The organism is Leptospira perdikensis (assembly GCF_004769575.1).
In the GTDB taxonomy this organism is placed as follows: Bacteria; Spirochaetota; Leptospiria; order Leptospirales; family Leptospiraceae; genus Leptospira_A; species Leptospira_A perdikensis.
Window position 1 is genome coordinate 93,417 of the sequence record NZ_RQGA01000001.1, and the last position, 24,057, is coordinate 117,473.

A 24,057-nucleotide genomic window follows, 5' to 3' on the forward strand; every position below is an offset into this window, starting at 1 on the left:
GTATGGATATGCGTAAAATGATCAAATTTATAATTTTTGGTCTAGAAGGTTTTAATTACGGAATCGGTGTCCCCACTCTCCTCGGTTATATTTATTTTTTTACAGAATGGTCGGGAGAAGAATTTCAAATCATTCTAATTTCTACATCCATTGCTGTTTTTTTCATTCTCGGGTTTTGTATTAGTTTTTATTGGATTCGGTTTGCCCCAGTGGCCAGAATTGGAAAACCAGATGTTACCAAAAGAGATCATAAATTGGCCTATTTCTGGTTGGATCATTTAGGTAAAGTCGCGATCATCGATATGATTGTTCGTTATGCCATCGGATTTTTATTTGTTATTTCTGCCCTTCTCTTCTATTTAAAATCCAAAAACTTTGTGTTAATGAGTGAGATGGCAATTGGCCTTTTTCTCACCCTTGCAGTGACAGTCATTTTCCAATCTATCTTTATTGATTATGTTGAAAACAAATTCAATATCAAAGGAATCCTTCTCAACATCCGCAATGATCATACCCAAAGAATTAATACCAGGAAATTATCTAGAAATCTAGGTTTTCAAACAGTTCTCGCCTTTTTTGCAGCTATCTTAATTTTATTTATCGTGAACTACCGGCTAAACTTCAAACAAGAATTGGATTTGATCAACACCAGTATGGAACAATCAGTAATGGACTCAGAAACACTGATGCGTGTGACTCTTGTTGATTTCCGAGACCGACTCACTCTCTCTATTTTTGCAGAGAATAAACTAAAAGACCAAATTGTAAAAAAAGACATTCAAGGAATCCGAGCTGTCCTAAACGACATCCAATTAAAAAGTACAAACCACGCTGTCGAAGCCCTCTTCTATTACAAACCGGAAGAAGGAATTTTTGTTTCGACCAATGAATATGATCGTTCAAAAACAGGATCCATATTTTTCATTGAAGATATCGAATTGGCGAAACAAGGACCTCTCCGACATACGAGTATCCGCTCCAAAATTTCGGGCGATATCATTTCACCTTATACTCTTCCCGTTTATCAAAACAACCAGTTCCTCGGATACGTTGGTGGATTTTTAAACATCGGCAAACTTTCCAGTTTCATTTTAGGGAACCTTAAAATTGGAACTTCAGGAAAGGTCGGTTTTTTTGATGGAGATGGTGCCATTGTCTACTACACAAACAAAAAAGAAATTGGCAATAACGCCAAAACAAAGTTAGTTTTAGATATTCCCTTCCAAAAAGAAGATGCTCTTGGATTTGCTGACTCCACCGAAGATGGAACTCTAAAAAGAATTTTCTTTGTTAAAAATCCCGAATTCAATTATGTGATTTTTTGTATTTTCGAAAATGCTGAATTGTATGAAAAAACACTGACAAGTTTATTTACTACACTTGGAATTTCGATCATTGTCGTTCTAGTCATCGGTGTCATCACTGTCCTCGTGATTGAATCTAAATTGAAACCATTGGAAAGAATCAAAATTAGAATCGCGGATATGGTGAAAGGAAACCTACAATCCGATTTTTATGATTCAAGCAGAGACGAAATTGGAAGTATGGCAAACGCCATGTTTGATTTCCAAACTAAATTACGCCAAATTGTAAACAAAACACAAACAGTTTCAAATGAGCTCACAAACACTAGTTCAAATATTTATGAGTCAATGTTATCGTTATCGGATGCGGCACAAAACCAAGCAGCCAGTAGCGAAGAAATTTCTGCTTCTGTAGAAGAAATCACGGCTGGAATCGAAAGTGTAGCCCAACGTACGGAGACCCAATCTTTTACGCTTGTTTCTCTTATGAAAAAAATGACTGAGCTAAACGGAGCGGTTTCTGAAATTGATAAAAAGTTTCAAATTGCGGATACCAGGGTCGAAGAAATCACAAACGATGCCAAGTTAGGTGAAAAATCTTTAAGTGAGATGAAACTTTCCATGGATAAAATCTACGAGTCGTCTTCAGAAATGACAAACGTTGTAGAAATCATTCACAATATTTCGGAACAAATCAATTTACTGGCACTCAATGCCGCGATCGAAGCGGCAAGGGCCGGCGTCAGCGGTCGAGGATTTGCCGTTGTTGCAGACGAAATTTCAAAACTAGCTGATAAAACGGCAAAGTCCATAGATGATATTGAAGAACTCATCAAACAAAACGAAGGTGAAATCAAACAAGGCCAGGAAAAAATTGACCAGTCTATTGTGATTTTAAGTGAAACCATTTCGGGAGTAAACTCCATCAATCAAATGACAAAAGAAATTCGAATTGTAGTCCAAAAACAGATTGAAACAAACGAAGAAGTCAATGAAGGTGTCACTCAAATTCGCGAACTCTCCGAAATGATCAAAGAAGCAACCGACGAACAAAAAATGGCGATGCTTGAAATTTCAAGATCAATGGCGGAGATCAATAATCACGCACAAACAACAGCTATGTCTAGCGAAGGTACCAAATCCAGTTCCCAAAATATGAACCAACTATCCGAAAGTTTAAGAAGAGAGATCAATTATTTCCATGTCTAAATCCAAAAACAAAATACCATTCAAAACAAGACTCTATACATTCATCATTCCTTTATTTTTCGGGCTCACCTCAGCAGTTTTATTCAAATACTATGCCATAACGCCCGTTCATGTCCCCAATCAGTTTATGGAACCTACGTTAAAAAGTGGATCCACTGCTTATTTCAATCGATTGTTTCGCTCTAAACATTTGGGGATTGGAGATATTGTACTTGTACGTTCCCCTCTTGATCCTGAATCCGTTTTTATCGCTAGGATCGTTGGAAAACCAGGAGATACCATTTATGTACAAAAAAGAATGGTCTTTCGGAATGGAACCTTACTTGATCCCACAAGTTTTCCAGAATCTGGATCCAATGACGTACCCATGATCCCACAAGGAAAAACGGAATCAGATGATATGCCAAAACTAACCGTTCCTGAAAAATCTTTTTTCTTACTTGCTGACAACCGAGAACTTGGAGTCGACTCTCGAACCTTAGGAGTGGTACAAGAAAACCATGTGATCGCCACATTATGGTAAAAAGGAATTTTGAAGATTGGATTCAATTTTTTGAATCCTCTTTACTCATAATAGGTTCCGCCCTTCTGCTTTCCGGGATTTTTTTTCTTGTAGCATTTAACTGGAACAACCTGGATAGATTCACCAAACTAGGATTTGTTGGCGTTTTATACACCATCACCTATCTTTTAACCATTTTTTTTCGAAAGAAACCACTTTATTTTGAAATAGGACTTACGATCACCTTCTTTCTCACGGCATCAGCTTTGTTTACCTTCGGCCAAATCTACCAAACTGGTGCGGATGTTTATGATTTATTTTTTGGTTGGACATTACTCACTTTCTTTCTTATCCTAGTTTCTCGTTCAGGGTTGATTACAGGACTTTGGTTTGTTTTAGTTGCAACAACCGTATATTTGTATTCCGAACAGGTATCTTTCAGAAAAGAATCTTACATCCTATTCACGATCACCTCACTTCTATTTGGTGGAACCGTCTCCTTTTTTGATTGGCTAACAACAAATCCATATTCAGATAAAACGAAAGTTTTTCTTTCGGGACTTGGTTTATTCATTACTTTATCTTTTCTCCATTCCGCAGCATCCGCGCTATTATGGAGTCAGGATGAAACTACATCCATTCTGAAATATGGATTTTATCAAATCCTCATTCCCCTGATTTCTTTTGGATTCTATTATTGTTACTACCGATGGGTTCGGTTTCGATTGTTAAATCTAACCATCATTTTACTTTTTGGACTTGGGCAAATTTTTCTAAAAACATTAGATTTATTCCACATCTGGGCCTATAGTTCAGGTGTTAGTTTTTTACTTTTTTCCCTTTGGATCACAGGTTATACACTTTGGGCCGTCTCTCACCTAAACCACCTAAGAAAAGCTAAACTAAGTCAAGGAGACTCATTGTGAGATCCATTTGGTATATAGAAATTCTCAGTTTTTTTGGATCTCTTCTTGCGGGAGGATTTTTTTTACTCTGCCTTGTAGTTCTCGGGCTTCTGAATTACGAATATTTGAATTTATTTTTGGGTCTTCTTGTTATGATCTTTGTATCTATACTTTCTTTTATCCCACAAAAGGATCAAAAAGTAAGTTTTAGACCTGTAATTTTTTCTTTTTTAAACCAAGGTTTTGTTTTATTTCTCTTTGGAGTATACGAGGTTTTTAAACCAACAGATATATCCTTTCTCTGGACCATCCTCAGTTTTCAGACACTTTTCTTTTTTTTCGTATCCAATCCTATCCAGAGATTCCTATCTCCTATTTTATTTTTTGTATTTTCGGTGGTTTTACTATTCGAATATAAAATTCTAATTTTAGTTCCCATACTAACAGCCGTATCGGTGGCGCTATTTTATCGTTTTACACAACCAGAAAATATTCCCGAAAACTTCGAAAGTTTACCTTACTCTTTATGTATCTCTCTACTCTGTTTGGCTGGTTTCTCATTTTTCCCAGAGCTAAAACAATCTCCAAAAATTCCTCAGTTACAAACCGTAGTATTTTATCTAGCAGGTTGTTTTTTCTTGTATCAAGAACTCATTCCCCAAACAAACTACAGAATACTAACAACCCTCCTCTTATTTTTTGGACTTATTTTTTTCCCTACACTGGAAACACCAGGGGTCATTGCTTCTTTCTTAGTAATCCTCGTTAGCTTTGCGAAGGGTTATCCATTTCTAACTTATTTAGCCTGGGCCTCTCTAGTTTTATTTTATTTCGGTTTCTATTATGACCTAGATAGTACCCTTCTAGAAAAATCCCAAATGATGTTCGGCTCCTCCCTTCTCTTTTTTCTCTCTTACTTTGGTTTGCGATTCTCTCCCTTTAGGAAAAAACGATGAAAGGAAAAACAATCCTTATCCTCACCATCAACCTAGTATTGTTTATGGGAACAATACTCTATTCAGTTTCAAAAAAAGAAACCATCCGCAAAGAAGGTCGATTGATTTTTCTACCCCTTATCCCGAAAGACCCTAGATCTCTTTTTCAGGGAGATTATATGGTTTTATCCTACGACTGGAACCGACTAAAAACAGAAGGATACTCCGAAGCTCCGAAACGGGGTTGCCTTGTTTTTCAAATTGAAAACGACCAAATCCTACCCATCCGATTACAAACCTCCTTCACTGACATCCAACCCTCAGAACATTGCCTTCAGTATTATAGAAATGAATTTGAAATCAAAGTCGGAGCCGAATCTTATTTCTTTCAAGAAGGTGATGCAGATATTTATGTGGAAGCAAAGTTTGCGGGACTTCGTTTGATTGACGGGAATACAGATGGGGACAAATTACTTGTAGGTTTGTATGATAAAAACAAACAAAGATTAGGTCCCAAGGAACAAAGGTAAATCTACAAAAAATTTAGTTTTTCCAGGTTTGGATTCAAAATGGATTCGACCATTATGCCTCTCAACAATCTTTCTACAAATATCAAGACCAAGCCCACTACCTTCCCCGGAAGGTTTGGTTGTAAAAAATGGTTCAAAAATTCGTTCTTGGACTTCCAATGAAATACCAGCCCCACTATCTTCGACTGTCACTCGAACCATTTCATCAAAAACTTCGGTTCGGATTCTCATTTCTCCTGAGAATGTCATCGCCTGTAGGCCGTTATAGATAAGATTTGTCCAAAGATGTAATAACTCCTCCGGATATCCTTCAACCATAGGAATCGGATTGTATTCTTTAATGAGAGTCACCTTTCTTTTGAATTGATTCTGGTAAAGAGTGAGAACTGTTTCTATATTTTCTTGAAGGTTGGTTTTTACCGGGCTGGAAGAAACTTCAAACCGCGCAAAATTTTTTAAAGCAAAAGTCATTTTACTCGCACGTTCTACTGCCAACTGCATAATACTTAAAGATTGAAATACGGTAATTTCTTCAGCTAACAAAGAAACTAGTGCAAATACATCGGAGTCTTGAAATAAAATTTCGAATTCTTGAAGAATATTTAAATCAAATCCGGAATCAATTAAGTTATAAGAAAAGGATTCTGGAATATTTTTAGTCTTAAGCCAAGATTCAATTTCTTTTCGCCGCCTCATCCTTTCCTTTCCAGAAACCATATCTACTCGAGATTTCAATACCTCCAAACAACTTAGAAATAACTTTTGTTTTTCAAGACTTGGCACGAGATCTCGAAGTTCTTTCTGGAACAATGAAATCTCTGATTCAAAAAGAGCTTCTTTGAGATTTTGTGCGGAAGCATGGATGGCAGCAATGGGATTGTTGATTTCATGAGCTATCCCCGCAACAAGTTGCCCAAGGCTTGCCATCTTTTCAGAGAGAATGAGTTGGGATTGAGTTTTTTTAAGACTTTTGATGGTCACCTCTAGTTCCGCATTTGTATTTTTTAGATTTTTGGTTCTCTCTTCTACTTGTAACTCTAAACTTTCATTCAGTTCTCGCAGTTCCTGTTCTCTGGATTTTAACGCTTCGTAAATTTCATTTTTTCTTAAATTGCTTATGGTAAGTGCAATTTGATCTCCCAGTTGGCTACAGAAAATAATTTCATCTTCTTCCCAGATATGCGATTTTCCAACATGTTCAAAACATAAGGTTCCTATGAGTTCTTCACCCATTCGAATCACACCATCTAACATAGCTGTGATGCCATTGGGTTTTAAATAAGATTCAACAAACCCTTTGGTTCTTGGGTCGGTATAAGGATCACTCGCATCCACATACTTTTCTTTCACGAGATATTGAAACTCTTCCCGAAATTCCATTTCTTTCAAAATGGCTCCAGAGTTGTGTTTCGCTTCACTCAATAAATAAGTATCTACATTATGTAATTCATTTTTAGTTTCATTGAATAACCAAACCCCAACTCTCTCGATCCCAAGAACCTTGGACACAGACTCCGTGATAAAAGAGGCAAATGTAAAGATCTCTCCTGATCGCACTGCAGGATGGGAGGAGACCTCGGCCAAAATTCTTTGTTCGGCCCTAGCGCGGTTTAGCTCGTTTTCTAAGCCTTTCATGGGTTTTTAGAATCCTATTCGACGGATTCTACCGGCAATTCTTGGCAGGACAGGTAGGAAATTCTCAATTTCTTAAGGGTTCTATGCGTACTTCCCTCTTAAAATGAGTGACAGAGACCCCGAATTCGAAATTCTGTAATTAAAAAATCGTTTCATCTCTCGATACGAGCCTTTTAGGAGAAACTCATGGTAAAAATCGCAATCAATGGTTTTGGTCGCATTGGACGACTTGTACTTCGATCCGGAATCAAAGATCCCAATTTAGAATTTGTCGCAATCAACGACCTTGTCACACCGGACAACCTTTCTTATCTTTTCAAATATGACTCCACTCACGGTCGTTTTGACGGTGAAGTTTCTCACACAGACAACGAAATCATTATCGATGACAAAAAAGTAAAAACCTTCTCCGAAAGAGACCCAGAAAAACTTCCATGGAAAGAACTTGGAGTGGACTTCGTCATTGAATCTACCGGTCTTTTCACTGATCGAGTGGGTGCCGAAAAACACATCAAAGCAGGTGCCAAAAAAGTGGTGATCTCTGCTCCTGCAAAAGACAAAGACATTCCTACTTTCGTAATGGGTGTGAATCACGAAAAATACGATTCTGGAAAAGACAATGTAGTTTCTAACGCATCTTGTACAACAAACTGCCTAGCTCCGATCACAAAAGTGGTCCTTGACAACTTTGGAATCGTGGAAGGTCTTATGACAACCATCCATGCGATGACAGCAACCCAACCAACTGTTGACGGTCCTTCTAAAAAAGACTTCCGTGGCGGACGTGGTGCTGCACAAAACATCATCCCAGCTTCGACTGGTGCTGCAAAAGCAGTAGGACTTTGTATCCCTGAGGTGAATGGAAAACTCACTGGTATGAGTTTCCGTGTTCCAACTCCAGATGTATCTGTTGTGGATTTAACTGTTCGCACAGAAAAACCAACAAACTTAGCTGAAATCAAAAAGAAAATGAAAGAAGCAAGTGAAGGTTCTATGAAAGGAATCCTCGGTTACACTGAAGATATGGTGGTTTCTAATGACTTCCTAGGAGACATTCGTTCTTCTATCTTTGATGCGGATGCTTGTATTGAACTTAGTCCTACTTTTTTCAAACTTGTATCTTGGTATGACAATGAAATGGGATACTCTAACCGAGTGCTCGATCTAGTTCGTTACATGGCAAAAAAAGGTTAAGATGAAATTACCTCTTCTAGAAGAACAAAATCTAAAAGGAAAACGAGTTTTTGTTCGTGTGGACTTCAATGTCCCCGTTGAAAACGGAAAAGCTACGGACAAAACTCGAATTGAAAAAACCCTCCCGACTTTGGAATTACTCATTTCCAAAGGGGCAAAGATCATTCTTGGAAGTCACTTAGGTCGCCCCAAAGGTGGCCCTGAGGCAAAATACTCCATGAAACCCGTGTTTGATGTTCTTTCTACCTTAGTCAAAACCAAAGTCAGTTTTTCTGACTCTGTTGTTGGTTCTGCTGTGGTGAAGATGACAAACGAACTTGGGGAAGGGGAAATTCTCCTTTTAGAAAACCTTCGTTTCCATAAGGAAGAAGAGGAAAATGAAGCCGGTTTCTGTAAGGAACTGGCCAAACTCGCTGACGTTTATGTCAACGATGCCTTTGGAACCGCTCACCGTGCTCATGCCTCTACGGAAGGTGTAGCTCACCTTCTTCCTGCATTTGCGGGACTCCTCATGCGAAAGGAAATTGAAGTACTCAGTGGACTTCTCGCAAGACCAGAGCGCCCTTTTGTGGCGATCGTGGGTGGATCCAAAGTCAGTTCTAAATTTGCAATTTTAAAGAACCTTCTCGAGAAGGTAGACCATCTTCTCATCGGTGGTGGGATGGCTTACACCTTCCTAAAATCCAGAGCTGTTCCCGTTGGTAAATCCCTCGTGGAACCAGACTTTGAATCCCAAGCCTTCCAGTTGATTGACAGAGCCGGAATCCAAGGAGTTGACCTCCAAATTCCGGTAGATCATATCATTGCCGATGCTTTTGATCCCAATGCTAAAACCAAGTCGGTTGATAAAATGGGAATCATCGATGGTTGGATGGGAATGGACATTGGCCCGAAAACGGTAGATAATTACATCAAAGCCATCAAAGAAGCCAAAACCATCCTTTGGAATGGACCGATGGGTGTGTTTGAGATGGACAAGTTCTCCAAAGGAACTATTGAGATTGCCAAAGCCATCAGTAAATCCAAAGCCAAAACCGTTGTGGGTGGAGGAGATTCCATTGCAGCAGTGAATAAAGCTGGTGTGGCAGACAAAATCACTCATATATCCACAGGTGGTGGAGCTTCTTTAGAATTTTTAGAAGGACGCACTCTTCCTGGTGTACAATGTTTACTCCCTAAGGAAGAAAAATAAGATGAGAAAGAAGATCATTGCTGGAAATTGGAAAATGAATTTAACATTGGCGGAAGCTGTAACCATAACCAAAGGTTTGGTTTCTGCAAGTGAATCGTCTACTCATGAAGTGATGATTTTCCCAAGTGCTCTGCATTTGGAATCTGTTGCGAATCTTGCCAAAGGATCGAAACTCATCGTGGGAGCACAAAACGCTTACCAATCCGGACTCACGGCAATGACTGGAGAAATTTCGCCAGTGCAACTTGCTGAGCTTGGCATCACCACAGTTCTTGTCGGCCACTCCGAAAGACGCCAATTCCTTGGGGAAACTTCGGAATTCGATAACCAAAAGATTTCGCATTTCCTAAAAGCAGGACTTCGCGTGGTTTATTGTGTGGGAGAAACTTGGGCAGAACGAGAAAAAGGAAACACCTTTGCTGTGTTAGAAGACCAAATCAAAAAAGGTTTAAAGGACATTACGAGCGACCTATTCTCGAATCTTGTCATTGCCTATGAACCCGTTTGGGCCATCGGAACAGGAAAGGTGGCAACTCCCGTGGAAGCGGAAGAAGCACATGCCTTTATCCGTAAGGAAATTGGTAATTTATTTGTAGGTGCTTCTGCAATCGCGGAGAAAATTCAAATTCTCTATGGCGGTTCGGTAAAACCGGACAATATCAAAGAATTACTCACAAAACCAAACATAGACGGTGGCCTCGTAGGAGGAGCCAGTCAAAAATTAGATTCATTTTTAGGACTATTGAAATAAGGAAACACTATGGGATTTTTTGCAGGAACCATCCTCACACTTTTTATTCTACTTTCACTCTTTCTCATCCTTCTCGTCATGATCCAAACCGGAAAAGGCGGAAGTGCAGGAATGTTAGGTGGATCAACCGCGAGTCAATCTGTGTTTGGCGCATCAACAGCTGACGTGATGACAAAAACTACAAGAGTGGCTGCGATTCTATTCATCGTTCTCTCTCTGGCTCTTTCCTTTGTTTTCGCGAAAAAAGACGAAGTTTTGGTTCCTGATGTGGAACCAAGTTTAGAAGCTCCGGTAGAAACTGATGGAACACCTTCCGAAGTACCGGCTCCTACTACTCCTTAATTTATTCTTCTTTAGTGTCAGTCTCTTCTCTGAGACTGGCATTTCCGAAAAAGAAAATAGATTAGATAAGGAGATCCTAAACCTTTACCGAGAAATCGCTAAAGCTAGGGAACTTCTTAGCTACGAACAAGTTACATCTTTACCCGCCAACACAACCATCAGTTTTATTGGAACCTATCCCAACAGAACAGGGATTCGCATTCGTAAATACAAAGTAGATCCAGACCCACAAAACAAAAACAGAATCAAACATTCTGAAGAAAAATCGATCCTTCTTGAATTTAATGGTTCCGTTCTTTCTAAACTGGAAGTAACGGTGGTTACGGAAGATACAGAAATCGAACAAAAAACAAAAACTAAAATTTCAGATACTTCGCCGTTGGATGAATCTTTAAACGATATGGTGATTAGTTTTTCAGGTATTGATGGAAGTGACAGTTTTCCGCTCTCTTCACTTCGCAACGATGAAATCAAACAGGAACGAAACGATTTTAAGAAAGACTTTTATATCAAATTTCTTTTGGATTTTCATAGCCAATTGGCAGCCATTACCGCCTTACAGAAAACTGGTGGAAACAAAAATCAAAAATCTATGTTCAAACAATTGAACCAGTCTCTAGGGTATTAATTTGCCTGAGAATACACAAAATAACGATTCTGGATCCGTTGAAAAAGTTGCCGAAAAAGCACGTGAACTTGAAGCCATTTATGATGTGGTTCAAGACCCACTAGTACTCATTGATTCCGATTTTAACATCCAAAGAGCCAATCTTGCAACAATCTTATTTGCAAAAAACAATAAGTATGATGAACTTTTAGATCGAAAATGTTACGAAGTATTGTATCAACGGACCGATATTTGTCCTTATTGCCCCAAACTAAACGTCAAAACAAAAGACAAAAATCAAAACTATTCCACACCGATTACAAGAGAGATATTCTTTCGTTCGGAAGATAAAAAACAAACTTTACTACTCGAATTTTATCCCTACCCCAAACAAGAAGATCTCTTTTGGATGGTGGAAAAAATCTCTGATGTAACAAAACAAAGGGATAAAGAAGAAGAATCCTTTCGGATGCGTAACCTTGCCTCTCTCGGAATTTTGATTTCCGGAATTGCTCATGAATTGAACAATCCGCTAACTGGAATTAGCTTAACATTACAAAACCTAAAAGCAAATTGGCAAAACCAACCTCCAGAACTCATTGAAAAAAGATTAGATATGATCAAAAATGATATCTCAAGGGCAGCCATCATTGTATCCGATATCATCTCCTTTGCAAAAACTGACAAAGTAAAAGTAACTCTTGGAGATATTGTAGAAACAATCAACCGAGCAAAAGATACAGTGATTCGCCTTTACCCACACTTGAGTAAAAACATTGTTTGGCGGATATCTTGTGATTATGATTACCAGTTTCCCTTCCATCCAGGAAAAATGGAACGTTTGTTTATGAATTTATTTCGTAACTCACTGCAAGCCTTTGATTATAGACCTGGCGAAATTTCCATTGAACTGAGAAAAACAAAAAACTGGCTCCACATCATTATCGAAGACAATGCAGGCGGAATCCCCGACGCCATCATTCAAAAAATCTTTGATCCATTTTTTACGAGTAATAAATCTGGGACAGGAACTGGGCTTGGACTTTCCATTTGCCACTCCATAGTCAAAGAACATGACGGTAATATTTCGGTGAAATCTGCCGAACAAAAAACTAGGTTCACCATTTCCTTTCCCCTCACCAATGATATCACGGAGCAAAATCCATGAAAAAATCGATTCTAATTGTTGAAGACATCCACTCCATTCGCGAAGCCATTATGGATTTACTTAGTACCAAGTTCAATGTGTTCGGCGCAGAACATTTTGAAGAAGCGGTTTGGTATCTCACTAACGAAAAAATTGATTTAACCATCACAGACATCCGCCTACCCGGAAAATCGGGGATTGATCTTGTGACCCTCATCCAAAGAGAATTTCCTCACATTTTGTATGCGCTGATGACAGCTTACAATATCAATGAATATATAAAGTATGCCAAAGACCTTCATATTTGGAATATCATTCCAAAATATAGTTTTTTGGACATCCATCTCATCGAAGTTATGGTAGAGAAATTACTTTCAAACGATATTTTTGGAATTGAAAAATATTTCACCGGTGACTTTAAAGTTTATAACCAAAACATCAATAGCGAATTTGAAGATGCCCCGAATAACGGGATCATTTACAAACAAATCAAATCAGACCAAGACCGTTCTATACTATGTGGAAAAATTTCTAAAAATTTAATCCAATTGGGAGCACCTAAGGCCATCCAACAAGTGTTAGAAGAACTTACATCCAATGCAATGATCCGAGCTCCCCGCACTCACGAAGGCGAATATAAATATCAATTTGAAATTCCAAGCCATGACATGGTAGTTCCATTGGATAACATCCAACTAATGCCTGACGATTATTTTTTAATTGGATACGGGGCTACAGAAAGTACAATATTTATCGTAGTGCGCGATCAGTTTGGATCATTAAGAAAAGAAGAAATCTTACACAGACTAGATAGACATATCAGTATTGATGAATCTACTGGTTTTCCGAAAGGTTTAGAAGACAGCCATGGACGTGGGCTTTATATTTGCCGAGAAATCTCTGACCAACTCATCTTTAACATTGAGGCTGGAGTTTGCACAGAAACCATCGCGATGATTAACAGAGAAGGAAGGACTGGATTCAAATCTCTTTCCATTTACGAAGTAGATCCAAAACAAAAAACCAATCCTTAAATTCCAATATCAGTTCAGAAGATTTGAAATTGCATCAAATCGGATTTGGATTGCATATAAAACGCAAGACTTGATTTTCCTGGGAAAAAACGGATTGGTAACTCTGATGGAGGAATCCGTTTAGAACGAATCAAACTTCCTTTTGTATTATAAAACTGAATTTCCGATTCAGATAAAACCACATATATAGCATCTGTTGCGAAAATAGTTTGGTACACTCCACCTGACTTTTGTTTGCTTTTTTCCCAAACCAACTTTCCATCTTGATAAAAAGCCAAAGAATCTGGCAGATTGAACAAAATGGATCCATCATTTCCTGTAGCGAAATAGAGTTTATGTGGATAGAATTTTGGAAGTGAAAACTCTTCAACAACTTCCCCAGTTTCATCCAGAACTATAGTAAAATCTTTATCGAGTAGAGAATAATGAATTGCAGAGTATTTTCCATCAGGGGAAAGAGAAACCGATTTAAAAAAGGAATCTTTTTTATCCTTGGATAATTCTTTCTCAAATAGAACATTCCCTTTCTCATCCAAACGATACAACTCACCGCCCGAAAAAAGGACAATCACACCTTTGTTTTTAGAATCAAATTGGTAATCAGTTAAAAATCGACCATTTAACTCTGATTTGCCGATTCGATTTCCACTTTCATCCATTAAAAATACAGTATTATTATCTCCCGATAAATATAAAACGGGAGAAGCAAAGTATCCACTTCTCGGGTAGGAGTTGATTGGTTTTTTCCAAAAGAGTTCCCCTGTATCCGAGAAAAAATTCACTTCATCACCAATTTTTTCGTATAAGAGGTATCCATTGGAAAGCAAAGGAAAATCAACTAAGTATTTGGGATCGACTTCTAGAAATTTTCCCGTTCGAAACGAATAGTATTTACCACCGATCTTATAACCATTGATCGTTTTTATTGGATCCTCCCCTATCTTTGGAGAGTTTGTTCCAAACCGACCTTCGCTGTTCCAAATCCAAGTTTCGCGGATACTTGGAACAAGATTTAACTCCACATCCCAACTAAAAAAGAATAATAGAAAAAAACCAAATGAATAGAGGATCGTCTGCCACATGTTAAAGGTTCCTTTGTTTTAATGACTGGTATAATAAAAATAGAGCTGTATTGCTTGCATTCTCTCGGATGCCTTCCCTATTCCCAGGGAAAATATAAGAATGTGTTTGAATATTACCATCTGGTGTTTTGAGTCCAATCCAAACTGTTCCCACGGGTTTGAACTCAGATCCGCCCTCTGGTCCAGCAATCCCTGTAATGGAGATACAATAATCGGCTTTCGTTTTTTCAAATATCCCTTTCGCCATAGCTTCCGCCGTTTCTCGACTCACAGCACCAAACTTTTCTAATACATCATTTGGAACACCGAGTAATGATACTTTCATTTCATTGGAATAAGTTAAAAATCCACCAACAAAGTAGGAACTTGATCCTGGAGAATCCGTAAGTTTTTTTCCAAGAAGGCCGCCTGTACAACTTTCTCCCACAGCAATGGTTAGTTTTTCAGCAAGTAAAATCTCATGATCATAAACAAAGACATCGTCGGAAATAATTTTCGGATACTCTTTCTCCAATCTTTGGATGATTTTATCCAATTGTTGAGATTCTGTTGACTGAAAGATACATTTGATATAACCTCGGTTTGCTGTTACACCCCATTCTACATTATGAAACAACTCTTCTCTATTGGCTTCCACAAAGTCTTTTTGGTATAATGACTCACCGATATTCCACAACCACTTGGTTTTTTGCACTAGATTTTCTCGGGGATAAATTCGTTTGAGTTCTGGCACAAGTCTACGAGTAAACATCTCCTTCATCTCCGAAGGAACTCCAGGCATACAGACAAGATAGGAATTTACCCCAATTGGTTCCACAAATCCAACAGCAATACCCACTGCATTATCTAAGGTTTTACAATCCTCTGGAACATGTGTTTGGCGAAGAACCGTTGGCAAAATATCGCTATATTGTTTTCCTCTAGATTCATAAATTCGTTGTAACCGAATCTTAGCCTTCTCAACTGAGTAAGATTTTTTTCCATTCAGTTTTAGAACCGTTTCTAATGTATAATCATCTTCCGTAGGACCAAGACCACCGGTCATAAGTGCAAGCACTGGTCGCGTTTCTGCCAATTGTTTTAATGTATTCAATTCAGAAAGAATCAGATCCGGATCGTCAGGAAGTCCGATGAATTTTTTAACTTTCCAACCAAGTTCAAACAGTTGATTTGCCATCCAACCCGAGTTTGTATCCAAACTGCGTCCTGCGGTGATCTCAGATCCCGTCGCAATGATGACGATATATGGTGCTTCCACTGATTCCTAAACCTCTTCTTTCGACATCTTTTCAGGTGAAGAAATCCCAAGAAGTTTCAGCCCACTTTCCAATGCATACTTTGTATACAATACAAGCGCAAGCAGTGTATCTCTTTCATTTCCAACCTTGTCCTTGATTCGGTTGTCTTTTTGAGAATAGAACTTAGTGAACGACTTACTCAGAGATTGAAGATAATTCGTAAGCCTATGTGGCTCGAAACTCGTTGCCGTATCATAAACTTCTTCCTGTAACCGTGCCACCCAGAAAAGCAGACGAGTTCTTTCTTCTTGTTTTAGAAATTCCAAAGAAATTCCTGACTGAAGAGGTTTTAATTCCATAGGAACTTGTAATTCACGAAAAATAGAACAGATCCTTGCATGTGCATATTGGATATAAAATACCGGATTTTTATCAGATTCATCTTTAGCTAAATCCAAATCAAAGTCAAGAGGTGCATCAGAACTTCGCATAAGAAAAAAATACCGACCGACATCCCTTCCTTGTTTTCCCAGATAAGAAAGTAAATCTCGCATGGTCTGGAAAATTCCCAAACGTTTACTCATTTTTACTTTTTCTTTGTTCTCAATCAAATTCACCTGTTGGGCGATGAGAACTCGAAAACTCTCATCGGATTTTCCAAAAGATTTCACTGCTCCTTTCAGCCTTGCAATATATCCATAATGGTCTGGGCCCCAAATATCAATGAGTGTATCAAAACCTCTTTGAAACTTATTGTAATGATAAGCAATGTCAGCCATCAAATATGTAGGACGACCATCTTCTCGTCGAATCACACGATCTTTATCATCACCGTATAAAGTAGAAAGGAAATGAAGTTTTCCATCAATTGTGGTTACATCTTCTTTTTTTAAGATCGTAGGAACTTTTTCTACATCCCCTGCTTCATGCAGACTTCGTTCACTAAAAAACAAATCAAAGTTTACGCCAAAGAGAGCCAAATCTTCTTTTTGTCGGCCTAAATTGTATTCCACCGCATAACGAGAAAGAAAGTCGATGACTTCATCCCAATTCTCTTTGGCTACAGAATCAAATACAAAATTGGTTCTTGTTTGGTCTTCTAAACATTGAATAGCGATGTCTTTGATGTATTCACCTCGGTAACTTTCCTTAGGTAGAATCCTTTTTTTGATGAGTGTAATCACAGATTCATCGGATTCTTCTTCTTGGAAACTGATGGTATCACCCTTTGTTTCAAAAATTCGAAGTAAAACCGCCACACCCAGTAGATATACTTGGTTACCATAATCATTTACGTAAAACTCTCGTTTGACGTTATGACCAAGGCTTGATAATAAATTTGCAAGTGCGTCCCCATAAGCCGCAGACCGAGCAGAAACAATATTCATTGGGCCTGTGGGATTAGCAGACACAAACTCTAGTAGAATATTTTCGTTTTTAGGAGTTTTAGCAAATTGAACACTAGGTGACATGACAGATGCCACATACTGGTTTAAAAAATCAGAATGGATTCTAAAATTAATAAAACCAGGTGGAGAAAAAGTAATAAATTCAAACATCGAATCATTTTTGATTTCCGTAAGGACTGCTTCGGCAATCTCTTTTGGATTTTTATTGAGTAGATTTTTATTTTCTAATGCAAAGGGAGAAGAATAATCCCCAAACTTTTCATCCCTTGAATATTCGATTCGAATTTTTAAGTTATCTTTAACAGCACCGAGGTTGTTTTTTTCCAGATAGACATTGACGGCTTTCTCTAATTCAGAAAGCACTTGTTGTTTTAATAATTGATTTACATTCATTTCTAATATTTAATTTCCATTTTCAGTTTGTCGGACTTGTGCCAAAGTTCAAAACTTCTTTGTTTGAACCTAGAAACAAAATGAGGGATTGACTCGGTTTCTTCTCTGAGGGTAACCTGAAAAGTTTCAGAAGATTCTTTTCCTAACTTACTTTTCTCGTTCTTTCGCAAATTCTCACCCTTAAGTAAAAGTTGGAACAACGCAAAAAAAACAGATAAAGTCATACAAAGTAAAATTGTCTTCGTAATGGAATTCATAGGTACCCTAATGTTTTATAAAACTCGAAGTAAGATTTTAGCTCTTTTCCAAATAAAGAACGTAAAAACTGATTCAAAATCAAATCCCCGTCCCGGTATTCCGCTTCCTTCGGAAAGATTCCAAGCACATTCGAAAATTTCTTTGATAACATAGTATGAAATAGTTTCAAAACAGGCAAATGATCTTTGGGGATAGGATGGCAGTCAGAACATAAAAATTCACGTTCAGCCACAGAAAAATGTGCCGCCGGTTTGGAGAGAACCTCTTCTCCGCAAGTATGGCAATAGAACTCTGTTGGGAAATGACCCATATGGGCGAGAGCTCTTAATTTAAAAAAAGGGAGGACTTGTTTTTGAAAACCCTTTTCGTTCGCGTTATCCAAACTACCAGAAAGAAGCTGAAATAAAAACGGATGACTTTCCCCTTCTGGATAAATCATCGATGTAAGTTCAGTCAGGTATAACACAAACAAAGTACCTAAGTAGTCAGATTTCAATTCATCATATCGATTGACTAAATGTACTTCTTTAATGGACTTCCAATCTTTTTCAGCCTGATCATAATAATCTAATTCCACAAGGGATCCAATCTCTGTGGTGATGATGGCACGGCGTTTGGATTTACGAATCCCTTTACTTAAAAAATTCATCCGCACCTGCGATTCGCCGGCAAGACTGATGAGTCTGTCACTGTCTCCAATATCTCTACTTTGAATGACAATCCCTCTCTCTTTTCGGATGGCCATTTATCTTTCAAACACCAATTCTAAACATTCATCTTCTTTTTTGCGCATACGAATTGCATCTTCTTCATTTGTTTCATGATCATAACCAAACAAGTGCAAAATTCCATGAACTAATAAACGATAAAATTCATCAACATTGCTATGCCCAATTTCTTTTGCTTGGAGGAGGCAAGTGTCCATAGAAATCACTATTTCACCTAAAATCTGAAAAGGAATGGGGGGAAACTCTGAATAAAGAGGAAAAGAAAGAACATCTGTTGTTTTGTTGAGCCCTCTTCTCTCCAGATTAATTTCCCGCATGAACACATCATCTACAATGAGAATAGAAAGCTCTAAAGATTGTAAAAATTTTGGGCTTATGTATTGGAGAATTCTTTCACAATTTTCCAATACCAATTCAGATCTAATTTCTGAGTCCCCCCACTGATTATTCCAATGGGTCACCACGATAAGAGACGAATTCATTTTTTGATTTTTTTGGAACCAGCTGTTTCCAAAGCTTTGGTGTCTTCTGGTTTCGGATATTTAGGCCTTTGGTGTAAACTAGAAAGTAAAACTTCCTTGAAGCTGGCTTTGATGATCTCCAAATCTCCGATGGTCAAACCACTTTCATCCAATTGGTTTTCTGCCAATTTTGAATTGATGATTTTACGAATGAGTTCATCTAAACTCTCTGGGGATACTTCATCTAACGAACGCGAAGCCGCTTCCAAAGAATCAGCAATCATTACTATCCCGGTTTCTTTACTTTGTGGTTTTGGGCCTGGATATTGAAAATCGCGTTTGTTGATATTCTTTCTAGCAGAAGGGGAAATTTCCTGTAATGCTTTATGATAAAAAAACGCCATCGTGGATGTTCCATGGTGTTCCGGGATAAAACTAATAATTTCCCTTGGTAACCTTGCTTTTTTCGCCATTTCAATCCCATCTAACACGTGATCAATGACCGTCTTTGCAGCAAGAGCAGGATTATTTTTATCGATATGTTCTGGTTTTGGAATCAAATGTTGGTTTTCGACAAAAAAACCGGCATTAGGAATTTTTCCTATATCATGAAAATAAACACCTACACGAACAAGAAGTCTATCCAAGTTTAGATTTTGAGCAGCACGTTCCGATAAAGCTGCTACCATAAAGGTATGTGTATAAGTCGAAGGTGCTTTGGTTAATAATTGTTGTAATAGCGGATGACCCGTATCAGCTAGTTCAATTAGTTTGAACCGAGTTGGAATATTAAATATATATTCATACATGGGAAGCAAAAACTGAACTGCCGTTGCACTTGCAAATCCATTCACAAAACACATAACTGTGATTCGGAATAAGTTGGAATTACTCAAATCTCGAAAAAAACCAGAACCGGTAGATACAAAAAATTCTCGCCCGTCGAATAAATAACCGGCCGTTGTGATCAGAATTTGTACAAAACTCAGTAAAAATCCAGCCTTCAAAAAATCGATTCGTTTGAGAAGTCTCCGTCCATAAATGGAACTCATCACCGCAACGGTAAAGGCCAACATAAAGGACGTCGGATTGTATCTAGATGCAAAAAACACAGCAAAGGAAAGAAAGAAACCAATCGCAATGGACAATTGTTCATCATAAACAAAACCAAGGAGTAAACATAACATTCCCACAGGAACAAACATTCCGAAATAATACACACCCGACAAATCACTGTCAGTTGCATAAAAGACCTTTGATAAAAGGTAAATGGAAGCAATTACAATCCAAAGGGTAAAAAAGATAATTAAGTTACTGGAAAGGTCATTCAGTCGGTTTGGACGATACCGAATGAGATAAAAACCAACGATCACAATCAGAACACATTGTGTGAGAAAAATAGAACCAATCGATGCTAAATTGGCTCGAGTTGCATATAAATTCATCATGTCCAATTTCAATTTAACTTCAGGAGTGATGACATCACCTGCCCTAACAATCACTTCATTGGCTTGGATTCGACTTTTCTGAATGGGAATGGAGTTCGTTGCTCGCATACGGGCATTTTCTGTTTCTTCCGGGTTGTAATTACAAGCAGGGTAGGAATACACATAATAAAGTCCAATACGAGAAACAGCTTTCAGTAAGGATTCAGATACATTCGGCAACTTTTCAGAAGCTAACTTAGACAATACGGAAGCAACAGGACCTTCTTTATAAATTTGAGATCTAGGAATCACCAAATTACCATCAATGATTGAGGTTTGATCTTGAGTTCCAATGTTTCGAATTCTTGCCCCGGCTTTGTCCAAATCTTTGGCAAAAGGAAGGTCTTCTTTTACAATACAATATTTAGAAAAAATTAAATTAGTATATTGTTGTATGAAATTCTTTAACTTTTCTTTTTTTGGATAATCCAATATGGCTTGGATTTCTTCATTAGTTCGATTGCGCCATCTAGGAATTCGATCCTTAACAATGGCAGGAGTTCCCTTACCTTCAGCAAGGATCGAACGTAAGAGTTCCACATCCTCTGAAAGATTGGTGTCTATCCCTACAACTAAAATTCCAAAATCTTTATCAAAAGCAAAAGGTACACTTGCCGCAGCTTTCTGTTTTTCCCCGTTTGTTTTCTCAGTGTCTTCATAAGAAAACTCTTTGACCGATTGGATGGTTTCAGGTGCTATTTTTCCTTCTGAAAATAATCCATCAACATCCGTGTTGACACTGGTTTGTCCAAAAAAAGGAATCGAAAGTACGTAAGTAACAAAAAGTAGAGTGAGAGAAACCAAAATGATTTGGATATTCCTCACCACGGAAACTGGCCTAACTTTTGTTAGGAAGTCCGTTACCTGGGTCATAGAAGAATCTAAAATAGCTTTCATGGTTTTTTGGAGAATAAACTCTCGTTTTCTTCAAATCGTCTGACTATAGATTCGACGATGGGGTGGCGCGTAATATCTTCTCTACCAAAGAAAATCGTTTCAATTCCGTTTAGATTTCTTAACGTATAAACTGTTTTTTCGAGTCCCGACCGACCATGTGCCAAGTCAATTTGGGTGGCGTCCCCGGAAATTGCCATTTTAGAATTTTTACCGAACCGAGTGAGGAACATTTTTAATTGTGGTAAAGTACAATTCTGTGCTTCATCTAAAATAATAAAGGAATGAGAAAGAGTTCTTCCTCTCATAAAAGCAATGGGAGCAATTTCAATTTTACCAACTTGTAAATACTCACTTGTTTTTTCGAATCCAATACATTCATGTAATGCATCGTAGATGGGACGAAGATAAGGATTTACTTTTTGTGTTAAGTCACCCGGTAAAAAACCCAAGTTTTCACCAGCTTCTACAGCGGGACGAGTGAGAATCAAACGATCCACCTCACCCGTTTGCATCATCCGACAAGCTGTGGCTATAGACAAAAAAGTTTTACCGGTCCCTGCAGGACCCATAGCAATGGTGATATAATTTTTGTGAAGGCTATCTACAAAATTTTCTTGGTTTTTAGTACGAGGAAAGATGGGTTTACCTTTGAAGGTAACAAAAATTTTATCTCTCGGTGTCCAAGTCTCTCCTTCCTTCTGAAAGTCAGAAGATCCCGGAGTCGGCCAACCACCACTCGAATCCTTCACCTTATTCACCAAGTAATCAATATCAAAAAAAGAATACTCAGATTTATCTGGTCTACGTTTGAAATTTTCTTCCACTTTATGGAAAGTATCCAAGGCCACTTGAACCTGATCTTCGCTTCCTTGGATGATAAGAGATTTTCCTCGGGGAATCAGTTTTACATTGAGGCGACTTTCCCATAACGGGAGTTTGCTGTCTCCAATCCCACATACAGTTTGGTAGAGGGACTCTTCCTGAAATGTAAAACTTTCATCCATATTAGATAGTGACTACCCTGAGTTTTAATTCTTCTAGTTGTTTTGCTTCAACAGGACCTGGTGCTTCACTCATCATACAAGTTCCTTTTTGTGTTTTTGGGAAAGCAATGACATCACGAATGGAAGTTCCTCCCGTGAGTAACATCATAATCCGATCTACACCAAAAGCAATCCCCCCGTGAGGTGGTGCTCCAAAGGAAAGAGCATCAAGTAAAAATCCAAATTTGGATTTTGCATCTTCTTCTCCAATTCCAATCGCTTCCAAAACTAGACTTTGGATTTCTGGATTGTGAATTCGGATCGAACCACCACCAATTTCTGTTCCATTCAAAACTAGATCATAAGCTTTAGCACCTATCGTAGAAAGGTCAACTGATTTCCCAGCTTTCCAGTCTCTTAGTTTATCAAAGTCTTCTTCTTTAGGAGAAGTGAATGGGTGGTGAAGGAAAGTCCAAGTTTTTGTGGTTTCATCCAGTTCAAACATAGGAAAATCCACTACCCAATGGAAACTATAAGGAACCTTAGGTGGATCATATTTTTCAGATAATCTCAAACGTAAAGCTCCGAGGGAAGCATTCACAATCTTAGTAGAATCCGCTCCAAAAAATACCATATCTCCTTCTTTGGATCCAACGGCTTTTGCGATTTTCTCGAGGGCCTCTGGTGTGAAACGTTTGGTAATAGTGGACTCCAGTCCATTTGCCCCATGTTTCATATAAGCAAGACCTTTTGCACGGAAGTCTCGTGATAACCAAGAAGTTAAGTCTTCAATTTCTTTACGTGAAATGACAGACCCACCTGGAACACAAATCGCCTTCACAACTCCCCCGCCAGAAACAGCGGCACTAAATACTTGGAAGTCTGCATCTTTTACAATGTCCGATACATTCACAAGTTTCATTCCGAAACGAATGTCTGGTTTGTCAGAACCGTATTCTTCCATTGCCACATGATACGGCATAGTCATAAACGGTGCATTCACTTCCAAGTTGAACACTTTCTTTAAGGCAAAGGCCCACATGGTTTCGATCTCAGAACGAATGTCATCTTCTGTAACAAAAGAAAACTCCATATCGAGTTGTGTGAATTCTGGTTGGCGGTCAGCTCGTAAATCCTCATCGCGAAAACATTTTACGATTTGGAAATATCTTTCCATTCCGCCAATCATAAGGATCTGTTTGAAAAGTTGTGGTGATTGAGGGAGAGCATAAAACTCACCTGCATTCAATCGAGAAGGAACAAGAAAATCCCTGGCACCTTCTGGCGTGGATTTATTTAAAATAGGAGTTTCAATTTCTAAAAAGGATTTACTATCTAAGTACTCACGAAGAGCAAATGTTAGTTTATGGCGAAGGATCAAACGATCGCGAAGTTCCTCCCTACGCATATCCAAATAACGATACTTCAATCGGATTTCTTCCCCAGATGGATCAAATTCATCTAAAGTAAATGGAGGAGTTTTGGATGTATTTAAAATTTCTACTGATTCGGCAATTAACTCGTATTTACCGGTTTCCATCTTTGGATTTACTGACTCTGCATCACGAAGGGAAAGTTTTCCTTTCACAGCAATCACAAACTCGGAACGAATTTTTTCTACCTTGGAAAAATCATCGCCCAAAATTTCTTTACGAGCAACAATTTGTAAAATTCCAGAACGATCACGAAGATCGATAAAAATTACTCCACCTTGGTCACGGTAACGAAACGCCCATCCAGAAAGGAATAAAGTTTTACCGACAGATGCATCCGATACACTCGTTGCACGAATTCTATTTTTATATTCGGAACTGACCCACTGATTCAATTGAAA

At 38.2% G+C, this 24,057-nt stretch carries 22 protein-coding genes; 12 read left to right on the forward strand and 10 right to left on the reverse strand.

Annotated elements, in window-relative coordinates:
• Positions 1 to 17: 17 nt before the first annotated feature.
• From EHQ49_RS00425 to EHQ49_RS00445, 5 genes are read left to right on the forward strand one after another with little or no spacing between them, the layout of a single operon-like run.
• Complete coding sequence (locus tag EHQ49_RS00425; protein WP_135575240.1) at positions 18 to 2,513, forward strand: methyl-accepting chemotaxis protein; 2,496 nt, start codon at positions 18 to 20, stop codon at positions 2,511 to 2,513.
• Positions 2,506 to 3,036: a signal peptidase I gene (gene lepB, locus EHQ49_RS00430; protein ID WP_135575242.1), complete on the forward strand. Its 531-nt coding sequence runs from the start codon at positions 2,506 to 2,508 to the stop codon at positions 3,034 to 3,036. Before EHQ49_RS00425 ends, lepB begins: the two co-directional genes overlap by 8 nt.
• Positions 3,030 to 3,941, forward strand: a complete 912-nt coding sequence (locus EHQ49_RS00435; RefSeq protein WP_135575244.1) for a DUF2157 domain-containing protein — start codon at positions 3,030 to 3,032, stop codon at positions 3,939 to 3,941. The genes lepB and EHQ49_RS00435 overlap by 7 nt, the downstream gene beginning before the upstream one ends.
• Positions 3,938 to 4,876 (forward strand): DUF4401 domain-containing protein, encoded by a 939-nt coding sequence (locus tag EHQ49_RS00440; RefSeq protein WP_135575246.1) that lies wholly within the window; start codon positions 3,938 to 3,940, stop codon positions 4,874 to 4,876. The genes EHQ49_RS00435 and EHQ49_RS00440 overlap by 4 nt, the downstream gene beginning before the upstream one ends.
• On the forward strand, positions 4,873 to 5,385 hold the full coding sequence (locus tag EHQ49_RS00445; protein ID WP_135575248.1) for a GDYXXLXY domain-containing protein: 513 nt from the start codon (positions 4,873 to 4,875) through the stop codon (positions 5,383 to 5,385). The genes EHQ49_RS00440 and EHQ49_RS00445 overlap by 4 nt, the downstream gene beginning before the upstream one ends.
• On the opposite strand, the gene EHQ49_RS00450 is transcribed toward EHQ49_RS00445, so the two are convergent.
• The gene (locus EHQ49_RS00450; RefSeq protein ID WP_135575250.1) at positions 5,362 to 7,020 is read right to left on the reverse strand and encodes a GAF domain-containing sensor histidine kinase; all 1,659 of its coding nucleotides are present in this window, start codon (positions 7,018 to 7,020) and stop codon (positions 5,362 to 5,364) included. The genes EHQ49_RS00445 and EHQ49_RS00450 overlap by 24 nt on opposite strands.
• 186 nt (positions 7,021 to 7,206) lie before the next feature.
• Here EHQ49_RS00450 and gap point away from each other — a divergent pair, with 186 nt between their 5' ends.
• From gap to EHQ49_RS00485, 7 genes are read left to right on the forward strand one after another with little or no spacing between them, the layout of a single operon-like run.
• Complete coding sequence (gene gap, locus EHQ49_RS00455) at positions 7,207 to 8,214, forward strand: type I glyceraldehyde-3-phosphate dehydrogenase (RefSeq protein WP_135575252.1); 1,008 nt, start codon at positions 7,207 to 7,209, stop codon at positions 8,212 to 8,214.
• Between the two features lies 1 nt (position 8,215).
• Complete coding sequence (locus tag EHQ49_RS00460) at positions 8,216 to 9,406, forward strand: phosphoglycerate kinase (protein WP_135575254.1); 1,191 nt, start codon at positions 8,216 to 8,218, stop codon at positions 9,404 to 9,406.
• 1 nt (position 9,407) lies between these two features.
• On the forward strand, positions 9,408 to 10,157 hold the full coding sequence (gene tpiA, locus EHQ49_RS00465) for a triose-phosphate isomerase (RefSeq protein ID WP_135575257.1): 750 nt from the start codon (positions 9,408 to 9,410) through the stop codon (positions 10,155 to 10,157).
• 9 nt (positions 10,158 to 10,166) lie between these two features.
• On the forward strand, positions 10,167 to 10,499 hold the full coding sequence (gene secG / locus EHQ49_RS00470; RefSeq protein ID WP_002974121.1) for a preprotein translocase subunit SecG: 333 nt from the start codon (positions 10,167 to 10,169) through the stop codon (positions 10,497 to 10,499).
• Positions 10,459 to 11,127: an LIC_12096 family protein gene (locus EHQ49_RS00475; protein WP_135575259.1), complete on the forward strand. Its 669-nt coding sequence runs from the start codon at positions 10,459 to 10,461 to the stop codon at positions 11,125 to 11,127. Before secG ends, EHQ49_RS00475 begins: the two co-directional genes overlap by 41 nt.
• A 1-nt stretch (position 11,128) precedes the next feature.
• Positions 11,129 to 12,274, forward strand: a complete 1,146-nt coding sequence (locus EHQ49_RS00480) for an LIC_12097 family sensor histidine kinase (RefSeq protein ID WP_135575261.1) — start codon at positions 11,129 to 11,131, stop codon at positions 12,272 to 12,274.
• Positions 12,271 to 13,287, forward strand: a complete 1,017-nt coding sequence (locus EHQ49_RS00485; RefSeq protein ID WP_135575263.1) for a response regulator transcription factor — start codon at positions 12,271 to 12,273, stop codon at positions 13,285 to 13,287. Before EHQ49_RS00480 ends, EHQ49_RS00485 begins: the two co-directional genes overlap by 4 nt.
• A 14-nt stretch (positions 13,288 to 13,301) precedes the next feature.
• Here the strand turns inward: EHQ49_RS00485 and EHQ49_RS00490 are convergent, their stop codons facing one another.
• From EHQ49_RS00490 to aspS, 9 genes are read right to left on the reverse strand one after another with little or no spacing between them, the layout of a single operon-like run.
• Positions 13,302 to 14,369, reverse strand: coding sequence for a PQQ-binding-like beta-propeller repeat protein (locus EHQ49_RS00490; RefSeq protein WP_135575265.1), 1,068 nt, complete (start codon positions 14,367 to 14,369; stop codon positions 13,302 to 13,304).
• A gap of 1 nt (position 14,370) precedes the next feature.
• Positions 14,371 to 15,627, reverse strand: coding sequence for a nicotinamide-nucleotide amidohydrolase family protein (locus tag EHQ49_RS00495; RefSeq protein ID WP_135575267.1), 1,257 nt, complete (start codon positions 15,625 to 15,627; stop codon positions 14,371 to 14,373).
• Between the two features lie 6 nt (positions 15,628 to 15,633).
• Positions 15,634 to 17,409 (reverse strand): arginine--tRNA ligase, encoded by a 1,776-nt coding sequence (argS, locus tag EHQ49_RS00500; RefSeq protein WP_135575269.1) that lies wholly within the window; start codon positions 17,407 to 17,409, stop codon positions 15,634 to 15,636.
• 2 nt (positions 17,410 to 17,411) lie between these two features.
• Complete coding sequence (locus EHQ49_RS00505) at positions 17,412 to 17,666, reverse strand: hypothetical protein (RefSeq protein ID WP_135575271.1); 255 nt, start codon at positions 17,664 to 17,666, stop codon at positions 17,412 to 17,414.
• A complete protein-coding gene (gene recO / locus EHQ49_RS00510) occupies positions 17,663 to 18,412 on the reverse strand; it encodes a DNA repair protein RecO (RefSeq protein WP_135575273.1) in 750 nt (249 codons plus the stop codon). The genes EHQ49_RS00505 and recO overlap by 4 nt, the downstream gene beginning before the upstream one ends.
• Positions 18,413 to 18,877 carry an rRNA maturation RNase YbeY gene (gene ybeY, locus EHQ49_RS00515; RefSeq protein WP_135575275.1) on the reverse strand — a complete coding sequence of 155 codons (465 nt, stop codon included), beginning with the start codon at positions 18,875 to 18,877 and terminating at the stop codon, positions 18,413 to 18,415.
• Positions 18,874 to 21,240 (reverse strand): HD family phosphohydrolase, encoded by a 2,367-nt coding sequence (locus EHQ49_RS00520; protein ID WP_135575277.1) that lies wholly within the window; start codon positions 21,238 to 21,240, stop codon positions 18,874 to 18,876. The genes ybeY and EHQ49_RS00520 overlap by 4 nt, the downstream gene beginning before the upstream one ends.
• The gene (locus EHQ49_RS00525) at positions 21,237 to 22,244 is read right to left on the reverse strand and encodes a PhoH family protein (RefSeq protein ID WP_135575279.1); all 1,008 of its coding nucleotides are present in this window, start codon (positions 22,242 to 22,244) and stop codon (positions 21,237 to 21,239) included. The genes EHQ49_RS00520 and EHQ49_RS00525 overlap by 4 nt, the downstream gene beginning before the upstream one ends.
• Position 22,245: 1 nt before the next feature.
• The gene (gene aspS, locus EHQ49_RS00530) at positions 22,246 to 24,051 is read right to left on the reverse strand and encodes an aspartate--tRNA ligase (protein ID WP_135575281.1); all 1,806 of its coding nucleotides are present in this window, start codon (positions 24,049 to 24,051) and stop codon (positions 22,246 to 22,248) included.
• Between the last annotated feature and the right edge of the window lie 6 nt (positions 24,052 to 24,057).

What these genes read in the sequence shown, in the direction of transcription:
- EHQ49_RS00460 (WP_135575254.1), top strand. Translation starts at nt 8,216, where the DNA reads ATGAAATTACCTCTTCTAGAAGAACAAAATCTAAAAGGAAAACGAGTT.
- lepB (WP_135575242.1), top strand. Translation starts at nt 2,506, where the DNA reads ATGTCTAAATCCAAAAACAAAATACCATTCAAAACAAGACTCTATACA.
- secG (WP_002974121.1), top strand. Translation starts at nt 10,167, where the DNA reads ATGGGATTTTTTGCAGGAACCATCCTCACACTTTTTATTCTACTTTCA.
- EHQ49_RS00505 (WP_135575271.1), bottom strand. Translation starts at nt 17,666, where the DNA reads ATGAATTCCATTACGAAGACAATTTTACTTTGTATGACTTTATCTGTT.
- EHQ49_RS00490 (WP_135575265.1), bottom strand. Translation starts at nt 14,369, where the DNA reads ATGTGGCAGACGATCCTCTATTCATTTGGTTTTTTTCTATTATTCTTT.
- EHQ49_RS00485 (WP_135575263.1), top strand. Translation starts at nt 12,271, where the DNA reads ATGAAAAAATCGATTCTAATTGTTGAAGACATCCACTCCATTCGCGAA.
- EHQ49_RS00525 (WP_135575279.1), bottom strand. Translation starts at nt 22,244, where the DNA reads ATGGATGAAAGTTTTACATTTCAGGAAGAGTCCCTCTACCAAACTGTA.
- tpiA (WP_135575257.1), top strand. Translation starts at nt 9,408, where the DNA reads ATGAGAAAGAAGATCATTGCTGGAAATTGGAAAATGAATTTAACATTG.
- EHQ49_RS00435 (WP_135575244.1), top strand. Translation starts at nt 3,030, where the DNA reads ATGGTAAAAAGGAATTTTGAAGATTGGATTCAATTTTTTGAATCCTCT.
- EHQ49_RS00475 (WP_135575259.1), top strand. Translation starts at nt 10,459, where the DNA reads ATGGAACACCTTCCGAAGTACCGGCTCCTACTACTCCTTAATTTATTC.
- EHQ49_RS00520 (WP_135575277.1), bottom strand. Translation starts at nt 21,240, where the DNA reads ATGAAAGCTATTTTAGATTCTTCTATGACCCAGGTAACGGACTTCCTA.
- ybeY (WP_135575275.1), bottom strand. Translation starts at nt 18,877, where the DNA reads ATGAATTCGTCTCTTATCGTGGTGACCCATTGGAATAATCAGTGGGGG.
- argS (WP_135575269.1), bottom strand. Translation starts at nt 17,409, where the DNA reads ATGAATGTAAATCAATTATTAAAACAACAAGTGCTTTCTGAATTAGAG.
- EHQ49_RS00445 (WP_135575248.1), top strand. Translation starts at nt 4,873, where the DNA reads ATGAAAGGAAAAACAATCCTTATCCTCACCATCAACCTAGTATTGTTT.
- recO (WP_135575273.1), bottom strand. Translation starts at nt 18,412, where the DNA reads ATGGCCATCCGAAAAGAGAGAGGGATTGTCATTCAAAGTAGAGATATT.
- EHQ49_RS00450 (WP_135575250.1), bottom strand. Translation starts at nt 7,020, where the DNA reads ATGAAAGGCTTAGAAAACGAGCTAAACCGCGCTAGGGCCGAACAAAGA.
- gap (WP_135575252.1), top strand. Translation starts at nt 7,207, where the DNA reads ATGGTAAAAATCGCAATCAATGGTTTTGGTCGCATTGGACGACTTGTA.
- EHQ49_RS00425 (WP_135575240.1), top strand. Translation starts at nt 18, where the DNA reads ATGATCAAATTTATAATTTTTGGTCTAGAAGGTTTTAATTACGGAATC.